This is a genomic window from Burkholderia dolosa (genome assembly GCF_902499135.1).
In the GTDB taxonomy this organism is placed as follows: Bacteria; Pseudomonadota; Gammaproteobacteria; order Burkholderiales; family Burkholderiaceae; genus Burkholderia; species Burkholderia dolosa.
Window position 1 is genome coordinate 19,956 of record NZ_CABVPR010000063.1, and the last position, 15,815, is coordinate 35,770.

Below are 15,815 nucleotides of genomic sequence, written 5' to 3' on the forward strand. Positions count from 1 at the left end.
TTGCGCGGCGCGTTGGCACTCCGATTCCGGCAGCCGGCGCGCACGCCGGCCCGAAACTGCGTGCTTATGCGCCGCGTCGGTCGAGCAGCGCGACGATGTCCGCGGTCGACCCCGTTTCGCCGACGCGCGGAAAGATCCGCTCGATGCTGTTGGCGTGAGCGTCCGGGTTCGCGTCGGTCATCGCATCGATTGCGAACGTGACGTTGTAGCCGAGCTCGAACGCATGCCGCGCGGTCGATTCGATGCCGATGCTCGTCGCGATGCCGGCCAGCACGATCTGCGTGACGCCGGCAGCCTTCAGATAGGCGTCGAGGTCGGTGCCGGTAAACGCGCCCCAGGTTTTCTTCGTGACGAGATGGTCGCCCGGCTGCCGGTTCAGTTCGGCGATCAGCTCGGTCCAGTCGGCCGCGAGTCCGACGCTGGGCGGCTGCCGCTGCGTGCGGCCCGGCGCGCCGCCCGCGACGTTGACGAGCACGACCGGCAGCCCGCGGCTGCGGAACGCGTCGAGCAGTTCCCGCGTGCGTTCGATTACCGGCGCGACCGCGTGCGGCGGAGGCAGCGCGACGATGCCTTTCTGCAGGTCGATGACGACGAGTGCGGTGTTCGGATCGAGACGGGTAACGCTCATGACGGGGCTCCGTGGAGTGGAAGAACGCCCGTGTGCGCGGGCGATGCCGCGCGCACGTGCGGGATCGTCGATCATTGATCGCCGATGCGTCGGATCAGCGCAATCGCGGCGGCGAGCGTGCGGACGTCGTCGTCGGAGAGCTTCGCGATCGCCGCGCCGAGCCATTGGTGCTTCGCGGCGCCGCGCTTGCGTCGCGCGTCCGCGCCCGCTGCGGTCAGCCGGAACAGGATCTGGCGGCCGTCGGTCGGGTGCGGCTCGCGTTCGACGAGCCCGTCTTCCTCGAGGCTCGCGAGAATCGCCTTCATCGACTGCGGCTTCATCGCTTCGGCGCGCGCGAGCTCGGCGGTCGCCGTCGGCCCGTTCTGCTCGAGCCGCGCGAGCGCGCTCGCATGCGACATGCCGAGACCGTCGGACGCGGTTTCGGCGCGCAGCCTGCGGATCAATTGAGCGACCGCGACGGTGAGATCGGCGGCGACGGTGTCGGCGGAAACGCCCGGTTTGCGCGGTGGAGTCATGCGGCGAATCTTATGGCACGACAGGCTAACTTGCAAGTTTACCTGTCGAATTGGCCGGCATGCGGCGACAGCCTGCACGCTCACGCGCATGCGGAACGGCGCCGTCAATCGCGCGGTAACGGTACGACGTCGGTGCGCTTCGGCGTCGCGTTCTCGTGCAGCGGATCGCCGAGATATTGCGCCAGTTCGTCGGCGGCGATCGCCGCCGGAATCGGCAGATCGGCCGCGCGCCGCTTGCCGTCGGCACCGAGATCGAGCACGGTCCGGCGGCCGTTCGAGCGCACGACCGCGAGTACGCGGCCGAACGCATCGAAGCGGTATTCGCGCGGCATCGGATCGTTCCTGTCGAGCGTGTGCGGCGGCCGCTACCGGATCGAACAGGCGAGCCAGCGATGAATCTTCAGCGCATCGCTCGACACGCCCGCACGCGTCGGTGCGCCGAGCAGCACGATCGTTTCGCGCCGGCCGTTCACGCGCATGCGCATCACGACGCCGTGCCCCGACTCGTTGATGAAGCCCGTCTTCTGCAGCCGGATCGGCAGCCGGCCGTAGCGAACGAGCGGATCCGAGTTCACGTACAGCAGTTCGTCGTCGCCGGCACGCACGGTGGTCGACGTGTCGGTCGAGAAGTAGCGGATCAGCGGATCCTTCGCGGCCGCGCCGACGAGCCGGGCGAGATCATCGGCCGTCGACACGTTGTGCGGCGACAGTCCGGTCGGCTCGCGGAAGTGCGTGCGGCGCATGCCGAGCCGGCGCGCTTCGCGGTTCATCGCACCGACGAACGCGGCGCGTCCGCCCGGATAGTCGCGGCTGAGCGCCGCAGCTGCGCGGTTCTCCGACGACATCAGCGCGATATGGAACATCTGGCGACGCGACAGTTCGGCGCCGATCGGCAGCCGCGAACCGGTGAACTTGATCGTGTCGCGGTCGCGGGCCGTCACGCGCAGCACGCCGTTCAGCGGACGGTCGGCGCGGCGCGCGACGACGGCGGTCATCAGCTTCGAGATCGATGCGATCGGTCTGACGGTGCGCGCGTTGCGCGCGAGCAGCGGCGTACCGGAATCGACGTCGAGCACGTACGCGGCGCGGGAATGAAGGGAGCGGACCGCGCGCGGGCTGTAGCCGCAGCTGGCGAGCAGACGCGGTTTCGCAGCCGCGCGCGGGCGTACCGCGGTCGTGCGCTTCGCGCGTCGCTGCTGCGGCGTCGGCGCCGCGCGATGCGCGATCGCATGACGCTTCGCGCGCGGGCGGCGATGCTTGACGGCCTTGCGGTGCGCAGGCTTTTTCTTGACGGCCTTCGCATGCGCGTGCGCGACGCGATGCGGTTGCGCGCGTTGAGCGGACGCGTTCGTCGCGAACGCGAGCATCAGGAACGAAAGCACGATGATCACGAGGGTCCGGGCGCGATGCGTGCGCGCGATGAGGCCGGTCAAGCGGGAGTCTCCTTTTCGCGCGCAGGGCGGCGCGCAATGGATGGGCGGTCAGCGGTGCGGGAAATTATACGGTCGATCGCTTCGCGATGACGATCGAGGAATGCGCGACGGCATAACGTGCAGCGGGATTTCGACTGTTTTTTTGCCGCTTGCGCGCAGATACGTGGACCGTGGAAACGCAGGATCGCGCGGCGTCGGGCCGGCTCTTCGCTCGGTATCGGCCCGTTCAGCGCGGCCAGTTCCGTCGCGACACGACTGCAAAGCTGATCGCGATCGAGCCGGTCACGGCGCGCGGCGGCGCGTCGTCGAGCGCGTCGCCGTAACGGAACCGGCGACTGCGTCCGTCGACGCGTGCGGCACGCCGGTTCGTTGCACGCGCATCGGGCGCATCGACGCCATCGGACGGAGCGGCCGCATCCGGCGCGACGATGCGTTCGTCGCCCGCCACGTCGCCGCGCGACGGTTCGGAAGCAGGTGCGGAGGCGGGCAGGCAATGCAAGGACATGATGGCGGTTTCCGGGAGGGCATGTCCGTATTGAACGCGACGTCGTTCGATCAGTAAAATGAATCTTTCGACCGTTGAGATTCCTTTGAAGAATGGAACTGAAACTGCTGCGGACGTTCCTGACCGTCACCGAGCTCAGTCATTTCAGCCGCGCGGCCGATGCGCTGCACATGAGCCAGCCGGCGCTGAGCAAGCAGATCGGCGCGCTCGAGGCGAGCGTCGGCGGCAAGCTGTTCGAGCGCGGGCGGCACGGCGCGGAACTGACGCCGCTCGGCGAGCGCTTCCTGCCCGATGCGCAGGCGCTCGTGCGCGATGCCGATGAAATCCTCGCGCGCGCACGGGAGGCGGCAAGCGGTCAGCACGGCCATCTGCGGCTCGGCATCTGCCTGTCCGTGCTGACGCTCGTGCCGAAGCTCGTCGCCGAGTTTCGGCGCCGCAATCCGGGCATCGCGGTCACGCTGAGCGACCTGTCGTCGTCCGAGCAGACGCGCCGGCTGCGCGCGGGCAAGCTCGACGCCGGCTTTCTGCGGCTGCCGTCGGACGACGGGCTGTCGTCGTTCAAGGTGATCGACGAGGGGCTCGCGCTCGCGGTGCCGCCGCATCTTGGCATCGCGCGCGTGCCGGCCGATCTCGGCGTGCTCAACGAGATCGGCTTCATCGCGTTGCAGCGCGCACGCGGCCCCGGTCTCGCCGCGCAGATCGACCGCTGGTGCATCGAGCGTCGCTTCGTGCCGCACGTGACGCAGCAGGCCGAGGACGTGCAGTCGGTGCTGACGTCGGTCGCGGCCGGCGTCGGCGTCGCGTTCATTCCGTCGCGCGCGCAGTATCTGCTGCGCGACGCGACCGTGCTGCCGCTCGGCGGCAAGGACGCGAAGTGGCGCGTGGGGCTCGCGTGGCTGTCCGGCCGCGACGATCCGGTCACCACGCGCTTCGTGTCGTTCATGCGCGCCGCGATCAAGGACGCGTGACGCGCCGGCGCGATGCGCCGCGGTATAGTGTGCGCGGCCGCATCGCGGATGCATCCGACGTACCACCGACGAATCCCGACCGATGACCTCAGAACCCGACGATTCCCCGCTCGATCCCGCACTGGTCGCGACGCTCGCGACGCTGAACGAGGCCGCGAACGATCCGGCCGGGAAAACATGGTCGCTGCCGAAGCTCGCGAAGCGCGCGCAGTTGCCGATGAGCACGCTGCGGCGCGTGCTGACGCAGCTCGACGCGGCCGGCCTGAGCGTGACGACGCTGAGCGAAGACGGCACCGGCAGCGCGGCGCTGACGGCAGAAGGGCGCGCGTTGTGCGCGCAGCTGTTCGGCGCGAACGACGCGGGATGACAGAAGAAAAGACGGGCCGCCGATGCGGCCCGTCGTGCGGACGTTCGCCGAGCGGTGCGGCGGTTTGCCGACACGCGCTGTGACGCTATGCCAATGAACTTGCAGGCGTGGCAGTCGATCACTGTTGCGACGAACGCGATCGTGCGCGACACGACGTCTGTCGCAACCGTGCGCCCGTTCCGTTGCAAGCGGCCGGCCGCGCGTCGCGCGAGCCGGCCTGCGGCGATCCGAAGCAGGTCAGAACCACCGCTTGTAGCGGCGCACGTAGATCGTCTTCACGATCTGTGCGAGGGCAATGTAGCCGACCATCGTCGCGACGAGCCACAGCCAGTAGCTGCCCGGCAGATGCATGAAGCCGAGTGCGTCGGCGAACGGCGAGAACGGCAGCCAGCAGCCGATCGCGATCGCCGCGACCGTCGACAGCAGCACCGGTAGCGATGCCGTGCTCTGCAGGAACGGGATCTTCTGCGTGCGCAGCAGGTGGACGACGAGCGTCTGCGACACGAGACTTTCGACGAACCAGCCGGAGTTCATCACGATCTGGCCGCCGGCTCCGCCGCTCATCTGGTACATCGCGCCGGCGCCGAACACGGTCCACATCAGCACGTACGTCGTGATGTCGAATACCGACGACGTCGGCCCGACCCACAGCATGAAGCGGCGAATGTTTCCCGCCTCCCACTTGCGCGGCTTCTTCAGGAATTCGGGGTCCATCCGGTCCCAAGGCAGCAGCATCTGCGACGTGTCGTAGACGAGGTTCAGCACGAGCAGCTGGACCGCGAGCATCGGCTCCCACGGCAGGAACGCGCTCGCGACGAGCACCGAGAACACGTTGCCAAAGTTCGAGCTCGCGGTCATGTTCAGGTACTTCAGGATGTTCCCGAACGTCTCGCGGCCTTTGATTACGCCTTCTTCGAGCACCATCAGGCTCTTCTCGAGCAGGATGATGTCGGCCGTTTCCTTCGCGATGTCGGCGCCGCTGTCGACCGAAATGCCGACGTCGGCGTCGCGCAGTGCCGGTGCGTCGTTGATCCCGTCGCCGAGAAAGCCGACCGTGTGCCCGTTCGCCTGCAGCGCTTTCACGATGCGCGCCTTCTGCAGCGGCGTGAGCTTCGCGAACACCGTCGTGCGTTCGACCGCATGGGAAAGCGTCGCGTCGTCCAGCGTGTCGATTTCCGTGCCGAGCATCGGCTGGCCGGGCTCGAGGCCGACCTGGCGGCAGACCTTCGTCGTGACCACCGCGTTGTCGCCGGTCAGCACCTTCACCGCGACGCCGTTCTCGCGCAGGGCGGCGAGTGCCGGCGCAGCCGATTCCTTCGGCGGATCGAGGAACATCAGGAAGCCGCGCACGACGAGATCGCGCTCGTCGGCAGTGCGGTACTGCTCGCGCTCGGCGCCGCGCGCGATCGCACGGGTCGCGAGCACGAGCACGCGAAAGCCGTCCCGGTTGTACGCGTTCGCCTGTTCGAGCAGCCGCTCGCGGGCGGCGACGTCGAGCGCGCGCACGCCGTCTTGGTGCTGCACGTGCGTGGACACGGCGAGCATTTCCTCTACCGCGCCCTTGCAGATCAGCAGATGCGCGCCGTGCGCATCTGCGACGACGACCGATAGGCGGCGCCGCACGAAGTCGAACGGCAGTTCGTCGATCTTCCGGTAGCCCTGCGGCTTCACGCGTTCGCCGATCTCGTTCGCGCGTGCGACGATCGCGATGTCGATCAGATTCTTCTGGCCGCTCTGATGGAAGCTGTTCAGCCAGCCGAGTTCGAGGATGCGCTCGTCCGTGCGACCCGACGGATTCAGATGATGTTCGAGGATGATCTTGTCCTGCGTGAGCGTGCCGGTCTTGTCGGTGCACAGCACGTCCATCGCGCCGAAGTTCTGCACCGCGTTCAGCCGCTTGACGACGACCTTGCGCCGCGCCATCGCGATCGCGCCGCGCGCGAGATTCGCGCTGACGATCATCGGCAGCATCTCCGGCGTGAGACCGACGGCCACCGCGAGCGCGAACGTGAGTGCGCTCAGCCAGTCGCCTTTCGTCAGCCCGTTGATCGCGAACACGACCGGCACCATCACGAGCATGAAGCGGATCAGCAGCCAGCTGACGCTCGCGACGCCGCGATCGAAGCTCGTCTCGACGCGCTTGCGGCTCACGACGTTGCGCGCGAGCGAACCGAAGTACGTGTCCTCGCCGGTCGCGACGACGACGGCCGTCGCAGTGCCGCTGACGACGTTGGTGCCCATGAAGCACACGTTGTCGAGGTCGAGCAGCGACGTCGACGCATCGTTCGCCGCGCCGTCCGCGCGCGTCCCGGCAGACTTGCCGGCGACCGCGCCCAGCGTGTCGTACTTCTCGACTGGCAGCGCCTCGCCGGTCAGCACCGCCTGGCTGATGAACAGGTCGCGCGACGCGATCAGCCGCACGTCGGCGGGGATCATGTCGCCGGCCGACAGATGGACGATGTCGCCGACGACGACTTCGCGCATCGGCACGTCGCGGCGCACCGGTTCGGCCGTGGCGCTGTCCGCGCGCTGCACGGTCGCCGTCGTGCGGACCATCGCCTTCAGCTGCTCGGCGGCCTGCAGCGAGCGGAATTCCTGCACGAAGCGCAGCAGCGCGCTGATCGTGACCATCGTCAGCAGGATCGTGATGCCGACGTAGTCGCGATCGTCGGGTGCCGCGAAGTAGACGTCGGTGAAGTAGCTGATCGCCGCGAGCACCAGCAGCACGTAGACGAACGGATTGTGGAACGCGTGCAGCAGCTGGTGGGTCCAGTGCGGCGGCTTGTCGTGCGCGATTTCGTTCGGGCCGTTGCGCTGCAGACGCTCGGCCGCCTGCTCGCACGTGAGGCCGCGCGTGCCGGTGCGCAGCGATGCGAGCGTGTCTTCGAGCGGGCGTGCCGCTTCGTGCGCGGCGCGGATCACGTGCGGCTCGTTCCGCCGGCCTGCGCCGCCGTGGATGAAGCCGCGCTGCTTTTTCTTCGGTGTATTGCTCTTCGGTGTATTGCGTTGTGTCATGGGTCGCTCCCGGCGCATGCGTGCGGGCGGGAGCGGCCGCGGCGTCATCGACGCACGGACGCGTCCCGCCGCGTCGCGCGATGCGCGATCGGCTGTGGATCGGTGAATGCGGAAACGCTCGCCGGCACGCACCGCGCACTCCGGCTGTCGGCACGCGGCGTCGCGCCGGCGAGCGGTAATGGACTACTGTCGTCTGAGTTCATCTGCGCTCCTGACGGTGGCGGGTGGGCGGTACGGGCAATCGACGGCCGCGCATGCACGAGGCTGCACGGTCCGACGGCACGCGAACGGAATGCACGCGCGGCGATGCTGCGCGCGACGCGAACGCACGCGCGCGCGACAGTGCGTCGCATGCGTGCGTCGATATCGAAAATTCGGCGGGAATTCTGGCCGGTCAGGCCGGAAGGGCGCCGCATCCTGCTTCCCGGGATGCGGCAGAAGACGAGGCTCTGCGCGGTTTCCTCAGGCAGCAGTCAAGTTGGTCGAGCGCCAACTACAACTCGCATCGGTGTTCACAGAACACTCCAAGTAATTAGACGGGGCGATGGTAACGGCTCGTTGTGCAGAGCGTCAATCTCTTTTGCATTGTTTTGCATTGTTTGGTTGGCGTGTTCCTGCGGCATGTTATCGCATGTCGGAATTCGCCGAAAAACCGCGCGTATGCGGATATCGGCATACGCGCGGCCGCGGCAGACGCGTGCCCGGTTACTGCCCGGCCGACGCGACGGCGGTGCCCGCGTCGAGAATCCCCGAGCCGGCCGGCATCGCGGTGCACGACGTGCCCGCCGCCAGCTTCGCCGCGCGCGTGCCGCCTTGCAGCTTCTGCTGGATCTGCGCGGGCGTCAGGTTGCCGTTTATTGCGAGCATCAGCGCGGCGACGCCCGTCACCTGCGGCGTCGCGAGGCTCGTGCCGCTCGCGGTCGAGTACGTGTCGGCGCCCGGCGTCGTCGTGCCGCTGTTCGCGGTCGACAGGATGTTCACGCCCGGCGCGCTCAGCGCGACGTCGCTGCCGAAATTGCTGAACGACGCGCGACGGCCGGTCGTATCGGTCGCACCGACGCTGATCACGCCGCGGCAGTTCGCGGGCTGATCGAGCCCGGTCGACAGCCCGTCGTTGCCGGCCGCGACGATCACGGTCACGCCCTTCGCGTTCACGTCGTCGATCGCCTGCTGGAACGTCGTGCTGCATGCGCCGACGCCGCCGAGACTCAGGTTGATGATCTTCGCGGGATTCGGGTTCGCCGGCACGCCGCTCACCGGAATGCCGGCTGCCCAGCGCATCGCGTCGGCGATGTCGCTCGTCACGCCGCCGCACTTGCCGAGCACGCGCACGGGCAGGATCTTGCCGAGCCACGACAGGCCCGCGATACCGGCACCGTTGTTCGCGGTCGCACCGATCACGCCCATTACGCGCGTACCGTGCCAGCTGCTGTCGCTCGGTTCGCTCGCGCAGTGGTAGTACGGGCCGCTCGCGTTGTCGAGCTCCTGCTGCGTGACCCAGTCGCCCGGATCGGTCGCGTCGGGGCCGCGCGTCATTCCGTTGTTGCTCGTGTTCACGTTGCTGATGAAGCTGTAGCCGGACAGCAGGTTGCCGACCAGATCGGCGTGCGGCCGGTAGCCGGTGTCGAGCACGGCGGTGACGACGGTCGGCGAGCCCTTCGTCTGGTTCCATGCGGGCGGCGCGTTGATGCCGGCGCTCGGGTCCGACATGTACCACTGCTGGCTGTAGTCCGGATCGCTCGGCGTGTCGCGGATCTTCATCGGATGATCGGGTTCCGCGTAGTCGACGTCGGCGTCGGCGGCGAACGCCCGCGCGAGCGCTGCCGCATCGGCGGCCGCGAGCCGCTGGCCCAGCGACAGCACGGCCGCGCCGTTCGAGATCGAGCGTTTGACCTGCACGTTCAGCGCTGCCTGCGGCGTCGTGGCCGCATACGCGCGTGCGGCGCCGGACGTCGTCGGCGCGGTCCAGCGCGTCATCGAGCGCTGGATCACCGCGTCGAGCCGCGTTCCGTTGTCGAGCGCCGCCATCGCGCGCGTCGCCGTCGACGTCTTCAGCTTGACGATCAGATGATCGACCGGCGGTTCGTCGGCCGTCGTGTTCTGCGCGGCCATCTGCGCGGCCATCTGCGCGGCGGCCTGCTGCGTCGTGCATGCGTTGCCGCCGGACGTGGCGGGCGGCGTCGTCGGAGCGGGTGTCGGGGCGGGTGTCGGAGCCGGAGCGGCGTTCGACGAGGACGGATTGCTGCCGTCGCCGCCTCCGCCGCCGCAGCCGGAGATCGGAAGCAGGGCCGCGGCGGACAGCATGCCGGCGAGCATGCGCGCGTGAGCGGAGCGGGCCAGCGCGGAATTGGAACGTTTGGCTCTCATGTTGAAGATCGATCCTCGTAGATAACCGCGATGCCGGCGGCAATGCATGGCCCGGCGAACCGGACCTTGTTGTTTCGTCTGACGATCGCCGCAGGTTGTCGCGACGCGCCATGCATTGGGTAACGGCCGCTGCGGCGGCTTCTTGAGCACGTTATGCGAGAAAATCGACCGATACGCAAACGTTTGCGTTATGGCACTGCAGCATGGAACGATGCGCGGCGCGACGCGCACCGACCGCCGCGCTTCGTCGTGCGAGCGGCGGCACGTGACGGCGCAAGGGCCGCGCACGTCGGCAGCCGGCGGCAGCGACCTTGCGCTTTCCCTGATGCGGTGCAAATTTGTCGAGCGTAGGATCGCGATTCATCCATGGTTCGTCAGGAGAAAAGCATGAATCGACGCTTCCGTTGTCTGACCGTCGTGCTGGCCTGCGCGCTGGCAGGCGCCGCGCACGCGCAGGCGCTCACCGGCACGCTGAAGAAGATCAAGGACACCGGCGTCGTGTCGCTCGGCATCCGCGAATCGTCGGTGCCGTTCTCGTATTCGGACAACCAGCAGAAGAACATCGGCTACTCGCGCGACATTGCGGCGCGCATCATCGATCAGCTGAAGACGGAGCTGAACGTGCCGAGCCTGACGGTGAAGGAGATCCCGATCACGTCGCAGAACCGGATTCCGCTGCTGCAGAACGGGACGATCGACTTCGAATGCGGATCGACGACGAACACGCTCGAGCGGCAGAAGCAGGCCGCGTTCTCGAACAGCATCTTTCTGTACGGCATCCGCTTCAGCACGCGCAAGGACTCGGGCGTGAAGGACTTTCCGGACCTGGCCGGCAAGACCGTCGCGACGACGGCCGGCACGTCGGACGAGCGGCTGCTGCGCAAGCTGAACGAGGAAAAAGGGATGAACATGACGATCATCAGCGCGAAGGACCACGCCGAAGCGTTCATGAACGTGACGACCGGGCGCGCGGTCGCGTTCGTGATGGACGAGCCGCTGCTGTACGGCGAGATCGCGAAGGACCGCAATCCGGGCGCCTATACGGTGACCGGCACGCCGCTCGTCCACGAAAACTACGCGTGCATGATGCGCAAGGACGATCCGGCATTCAAGCGTGTGGTCGACGGCGTGATCGCGAAGATGCAGACGTCGGGCGACGCCGAGAAGCTGTACGACCGCTGGTTCACGCAGCCGATTCCGCCGAAGGGCGTGAGTCTCAACTATCCGCTGTCGCCGGAGATGAAGGAACTGTTCAAGCATCCGACCGACCAGGCGCAGTATTGACTTCGCGCGCTCGTCGCGATGCGGGTCGCGGCGGGCGGGCGCGGCGTCCGCGCCGGGCGGCGCCGCAATGAAAAACCGCCGGCGCGGGCCGGCGGTTTTGCGACGATGCCGAATGGCGCGACGCGTCAGATCTTGATCTGCGGCCCGCGCGCGGCCGGCGCGGCGGGCGCCGCAGGAACGGCCGGGCTCGCCGAGCGTGCTGACGGGTGGGCCGGCACGATCACGACGACGGGTTCGGGCATCGCCCACATCGGTATCGCGAACGCGACCGGCTGCGGCGCCGGCATCGCGAACACGTTCGCGAGCGCGACGCGCTGCAGCGCCATCATCTGCTGCTGCATCGCGACCATCTGCGCCTGTGCGGCCTGCATCTGATACTGCGCGGCCTGCAGTTGACGCAGCGCGGCCGCCGGCGGCATGCCGCCCGTCGACGTCTGCATCTCGAAGCTCGCGCTGCCGTTCGGGCTGCGCCAGCTCCACGTGCTGACCTTCATCGGGCCGGCCGCGGTCTGGACGACGCGCGTTTCGGCCTTCACGGGTACGGCCTGCCCGTTGACATTGACATACATCGGTTGTGCGGCCGCGGCGGCGTCTGCCTGCGCGGCCATGGCGAACACGGGCATCAGCGCTAGCGCGCCCGCTGCCATATACGAACGGAATCGCATATTCGTATCTCCTCAAACGAGTCTGAACAACAGGAACGAATCATGCGGCTCACGGATGGAGCCATCGCGCACTATGCGAGCGTTGGCTTAAGCGGGAATTAAAACGGGGCCGGACGTGTCGCTGGCGGCGACCGCTGCGACCGCTGCGACCGCTCGCGACCGCTGGCGCGATTCCGCCCATCGAGAGCGCGGCCGGCGCATGCTTTCGGCCGACATTCAACCGCGCCCGCGTCAGGGAAATCCCGACCGCCGGCCGCAACAACGGGCAAAATAAGCGATTCCGCGCGTGCGTACGCCGGTTCGTGTTTCGAACAACGCGTGCGACGCCGCTGCCGCCCGCATCCTTCCCAGCCTCGATGAACGCCACGTCCTCCTCCGTCCGCCAGCCCAATTCGCCGCGCTTCCTGCTGTTCTTGATCTGTCTGTTCTCGTCCGCCGGTCAGCTCGCGATCGACATCTACGTGCCCGCGCTGCCCGACATGGCACGTTCGTTCGCGACGACGCCGCAGGCGATTCAGTCCAGCGTGTCCGGCTACATGGCCGCCTATGCGCTCGGCCAGCTGATCTTCGGTCCGGTCGCGGACGCGTACGGACGCAAGCGCGTGCTCGCGTTCGGGCTCGTGATCTACACGATCGGCTGCGTGCTGTCGCTCGGTGCGCCGAATCTGGAGACGTTCGTGCTCGCGCGCTGCCTGCAGGGTTTCGGGATCGCGACCACGAACCTGCTCGCGAAGGCGATCATCACCGACTCGTTCTCGGGCCAGGCGCTGATGCACGCGTTCACCTACATGTCGATCGCGTGGGGGCTCGCGCCGATCGTCGCACCCGTGATCGGCGCGCACCTGCAGACGTGGTTCGGCTGGCGCGCGTGTCTCGTGTTCCTGCTCGTGTACTCGGTCGTGATGTGGGCGCTGCTGTGGCGCTACCGCGAAACGTTGCCGAAACCCGTGCGTCTCGCGCCGCGCACGCTCGCCGCGAACGCGGGCAAGGTGCTCGCGAGCCCGGTGTTCCAGAGCTGCTTCCTCGCGCAGGGGCTGTGCTACAGCATCCTGCTGGTGTTCAACATCGTCGGGCCGTTCATGGTGCAGAACACGCTGCACGAGCCGCCGACGTTCTTCGGCTATCTCGCGCTCGGGATCGGCCTCATGTATTTCCTCGGCGGGCTGTCGAACCGGATTCACGGGCGCGGGCTGCCGAGCGCCGAACAGCGGCTGCGCATCGGCGCACGCGTGATGGCCGGCGCATCGATCGCGATGCTCGCGCTCGCGCTGACGGTCGGCCTGCGCGTGTGGACGCTCGCCGCGCCGGTGCTCGTGATGGGTTTCTGCGCGGGCGCGATGTACCCGACGCTGATGGCGAAGGGCAACTCGCTGTTTCCGCATATCGCGGGCCTGACGAGTGCGATTCTCGGGTGCGCGCTGCTGCTCGTGTCGTCCGCGATGATGGGGCTCGCCGGGTTCGTGTCGGTGCAGGTGCTGACGCCGCTCGCGGTGTTCTTCGTCGTGCTGTCGTTCGTCGTCGTGTGGATGGTGACCAAGCTGCTGCGCTATCTGACGCAGCAGCAGGCCGCGACGGTCGCATGCGGGAGCGAGGGGGCGGCGTAGGCGTCAGGGTTGCGGACACGATGTTGCGGCCTGCGTGAAGGTCGCCGCGATTCGCGGGCAGCGCCGCGCAGCTGCTTTCCCGCATGGGCATCCGGCAGAGCCGCTACGCGCATGCCGCAGCTTCCGCCGTGGCGCGCCGCGTGCAGCTGCACGTCACAGCGGATTCGCCGCGCCGGCCTGCGCGAGCGACGACACCGCCGCCTGATCGGGCATCCCGTTCGAATCGATCGCGCCGGCTTTCGCGAGCGCGTCGAGGTCCGCGTCGATGCCCGGCTGTCCGACCGTAAACGGCGTCGTCAGGAACGCGGGCGTCGACAACGCGACCGCGTAACGCTGCTGCAGATTCGCGACGACCGCCGCTTGCGCGGCCTGCACGATGCCCGAATCTCCGATCGCCCGCTGATAGCGCGGATTGCCCTGCAGGTTGCCGATCAGCCCGGCCGTATTCGTGCCGAGCCGCGCCGCGAGATAGACGAGCATCAGTTCCGTTTCGGGCGTCGTGTTGAACGTGCCGCCCGCGTACGCCAGCGAATGCAGCGTCGTGCCGCCCGACGCGACGCTGATGACGCACGGCAGCACCGCGTTGACCGTCACGCGATAGTTGCCGCCGCCGTCGGTCAGCGCCGTCGCGGAGCCGGCCGCACAGTTGACGGCGACCGGCGCGCTCGCGAGCGCATGACCGGTCGCGGCGGTGCCGGACAGCGCGACGGTCTGCGTGTCGTCGTCGAAGCAGACGTCGATGCCGAAGCACGCTTCGCCATTGCACGCGGCCAGCATCGCGAGCGCGGCGATGCAGGCCGTGCCGAGCGCGGGGCGAATGAAGCGCATGGTGCGGAGGTTCATGTTGCGGGCGATCGTAGAAAGGAGGGGCGACACGGCGCTGCTCACATTCTAGGTTCTGCCGCGCGCGGCTGCCGACGGTTTTTCAACGGCGCGCCGCGCCCGGGCGCTCCCGCGGCCGCTCGCGGCCACGCGTTCACCGCGCTGCCGCCTTCGCAAACGCGCCGCGCACCTCGAAGCGGACCGTATCGACGACGTTGCCGCGCGCATCGACGAGTTCGAGCCGATGGCGGCCCGGCCACGGCATCCACGCGATGCGGTCCGCGTGGCCGATCACCTTGTCGTCGAGCCGCCACGCGAACCGTGCCGCGCGTCCGGACGTGCGCTCGAACCAGATCCGCTGGTTCTTCGGCGGAATGTCCGGGTCGATCGCGAAGATCGTGCCGTCGGTCGGCGCGCCGATCGTCAGCGGCGCGCGCGCGCCGTCGTTGCCGGGCGCGACCGGCGCGGCGAGGCGGATCGTATCGAGCGCCGTACCTGCGATGAACCGTTCGTCGCGGGCCGGTTCGACGTCGCGTTCGAACACGATGCGCCGCGTTTCGACGCCGGCAGGCGGCCGCGGCGCGCGGCTCGGCACGTCGCGGTGCAGATAGCCGACGATCGCCGACCAAACCGGCGCCGCGCCGGTGACGCCGGACACGTCCCACATCGGCGAGCCGTCCGCGTTGCCGACCCACACGCCGACCGTATAGCGCGACGTGAAACCGATCGTCCAGTTGTCGCGCATGTCCTTGCTCGTGCCGGTCTTGACGGCCGAGAAGAAGCGCGTCGCGAGCGGATTGTCGAAGCCGAACGTGCGCACGCGCGCGTTGTTGTCGGACAGGATGTCGGTGACGATGAAGCTGGCCGCTTCGCTGAACACGCGCGTGCCGCCGTTCGCGCGTGCGGACGCGGAAGCGGGCGACGAACCGCTCGACGAAGCAGCGGACGCGGGCGCCGGCACGTCGACGACTGCGCGCGCGACGCCGCCGTTCGCGAGCGCGCGATACGCATTGGTCAGCGACAGCAGCGTCACGTCGGCGCTGCCGAGCGCGAGGCTGAAGCCGTAGTAATCGCCTTCCTGCGCGAGCGGCAGCCCGAGCGCCGTCAGCGTGCGCGCGAAGCGGTGCGGCGTGACGAGCACGAGCGTGCGCACCGCCGGCACGTTCAGCGAGCCGCCGAGCGCGCTGCGCACGCTGACCCAGCCCTTGAAGTCCTTGTCGTAGTTCTGCGGAATGTACAGCCCGCCGCCGGCCGCCAGGTTGATCGGCGCGTCGTCGAGCAGCGATGCGGCGGTGAGCCGCTTTTCGTCGATCGCCTGCGCGTACAGGAACGGCTTGAGCGTCGAGCCGGCCTGGCGCGGCGCGACGACCGCGTCGACGTCGCGGGCGCCCGACAGCGCGCCCGACGAGCCGACCCACGCGCGAATCTCGCCGCTCGCGTTGTCGATCACGACGACCGCGCCGTCCTGCACGTTGCGCCGATGCGCGGGCGCGTCGAGTTCGGTCAGCGCGCGCGTCAGCGTGTCGCGTGCGAAGCGCTGCAGCGACGCGTCGAGCGTCGTGCGGACCCGCGCACCGGCCGCGGGCCGCACCTCGGCCGCGATGCGGCGCGCGAAGTGCGGCGCGAGCGCGTCGCCGTCGTC

General features: G+C 68.5%; 14 protein-coding genes. 4 read left to right on the forward strand and 10 right to left on the reverse strand.

Going from position 1 to position 15,815, the window contains the following annotated elements:
• Positions 1-64 precede the first annotated feature (64 nt).
• The 5 genes from BUB20358_RS22720 to BUB20358_RS22740 all read right to left on the reverse strand — a co-directional run bounded on the left by BUB20358_RS22720 (position 65) and on the right by BUB20358_RS22740 (position 3,081).
• On the reverse strand, positions 65-628 hold the full coding sequence (locus BUB20358_RS22720) for an isochorismatase family protein (protein WP_006766065.1): 564 nt from the start codon (positions 626-628) through the stop codon (positions 65-67).
• Between the two features lie 71 nt (positions 629-699).
• Positions 700-1,143, reverse strand: coding sequence for a MarR family winged helix-turn-helix transcriptional regulator (locus BUB20358_RS22725; protein ID WP_035974241.1), 444 nt, complete (start codon positions 1,141-1,143; stop codon positions 700-702).
• 104 nt (positions 1,144-1,247) lie between these two features.
• Entirely contained in the window at positions 1,248-1,475 is a 228-nt protein-coding gene (locus BUB20358_RS22730; protein ID WP_006766063.1) for a DUF7661 family protein, read from the reverse strand.
• Positions 1,476-1,508: 33 nt separating this feature from the next.
• Positions 1,509-2,576 (reverse strand): serine hydrolase family protein, encoded by a 1,068-nt coding sequence (locus tag BUB20358_RS22735; RefSeq protein ID WP_035974239.1) that lies wholly within the window; start codon positions 2,574-2,576, stop codon positions 1,509-1,511.
• A 226-nt stretch (positions 2,577-2,802) separates the two neighbouring features.
• Positions 2,803-3,081, reverse strand: a complete 279-nt coding sequence (locus BUB20358_RS22740) for a hypothetical protein (RefSeq protein ID WP_045552243.1) — start codon at positions 3,079-3,081, stop codon at positions 2,803-2,805.
• A gap of 92 nt (positions 3,082-3,173) precedes the next feature.
• Between BUB20358_RS22740 and BUB20358_RS22745 the strand changes: the two genes are divergently transcribed.
• Positions 3,174-4,049 carry a LysR family transcriptional regulator gene (locus tag BUB20358_RS22745; RefSeq protein WP_006766061.1) on the forward strand — a complete coding sequence of 292 codons (876 nt, stop codon included), beginning with the start codon at positions 3,174-3,176 and terminating at the stop codon, positions 4,047-4,049.
• Positions 4,050-4,131: 82 nt separating this feature from the next.
• On the forward strand, positions 4,132-4,416 hold the full coding sequence (locus BUB20358_RS22750; RefSeq protein ID WP_035974236.1) for a hypothetical protein: 285 nt from the start codon (positions 4,132-4,134) through the stop codon (positions 4,414-4,416).
• 237 nt (positions 4,417-4,653) lie between these two features.
• Here BUB20358_RS22750 and mgtA read toward each other — a convergent pair whose 3' ends face one another.
• Positions 4,654-7,431, reverse strand: coding sequence for a magnesium-translocating P-type ATPase (gene mgtA, locus BUB20358_RS22755; protein WP_081293679.1), 2,778 nt, complete (start codon positions 7,429-7,431; stop codon positions 4,654-4,656).
• A gap of 705 nt (positions 7,432-8,136) precedes the next feature.
• On the reverse strand, positions 8,137-9,798 hold the full coding sequence (locus tag BUB20358_RS22760) for a S8 family peptidase (protein ID WP_045552244.1): 1,662 nt from the start codon (positions 9,796-9,798) through the stop codon (positions 8,137-8,139).
• A gap of 387 nt (positions 9,799-10,185) precedes the next feature.
• Here BUB20358_RS22760 and BUB20358_RS22765 point away from each other — a divergent pair, with 387 nt between their 5' ends.
• Positions 10,186-11,082, forward strand: coding sequence for a glutamate/aspartate ABC transporter substrate-binding protein (locus BUB20358_RS22765; protein WP_006766057.1), 897 nt, complete (start codon positions 10,186-10,188; stop codon positions 11,080-11,082).
• Positions 11,083-11,207: 125 nt separating this feature from the next.
• Here the strand turns inward: BUB20358_RS22765 and BUB20358_RS22770 are convergent, their stop codons facing one another.
• Positions 11,208-11,747 (reverse strand): hypothetical protein, encoded by a 540-nt coding sequence (locus tag BUB20358_RS22770; RefSeq protein ID WP_035974231.1) that lies wholly within the window; start codon positions 11,745-11,747, stop codon positions 11,208-11,210.
• Positions 11,748-12,103: 356 nt separating this feature from the next.
• Here BUB20358_RS22770 and BUB20358_RS22775 point away from each other — a divergent pair, with 356 nt between their 5' ends.
• On the forward strand, positions 12,104-13,351 hold the full coding sequence (locus BUB20358_RS22775) for a multidrug effflux MFS transporter (RefSeq protein WP_035974229.1): 1,248 nt from the start codon (positions 12,104-12,106) through the stop codon (positions 13,349-13,351).
• A gap of 153 nt (positions 13,352-13,504) precedes the next feature.
• On the opposite strand, the gene BUB20358_RS22780 is transcribed toward BUB20358_RS22775, so the two are convergent.
• Both BUB20358_RS22780 and BUB20358_RS22785 read right to left on the reverse strand, forming a co-directional pair.
• Positions 13,505-14,194: a hypothetical protein gene (locus BUB20358_RS22780; RefSeq protein WP_006766055.1), complete on the reverse strand. Its 690-nt coding sequence runs from the start codon at positions 14,192-14,194 to the stop codon at positions 13,505-13,507.
• A gap of 133 nt (positions 14,195-14,327) precedes the next feature.
• Positions 14,328-15,815 (reverse strand): penicillin-binding transpeptidase domain-containing protein (locus BUB20358_RS22785; protein ID WP_174905123.1); only part of this gene is annotated, 1,488 nt, incomplete at its 5' end.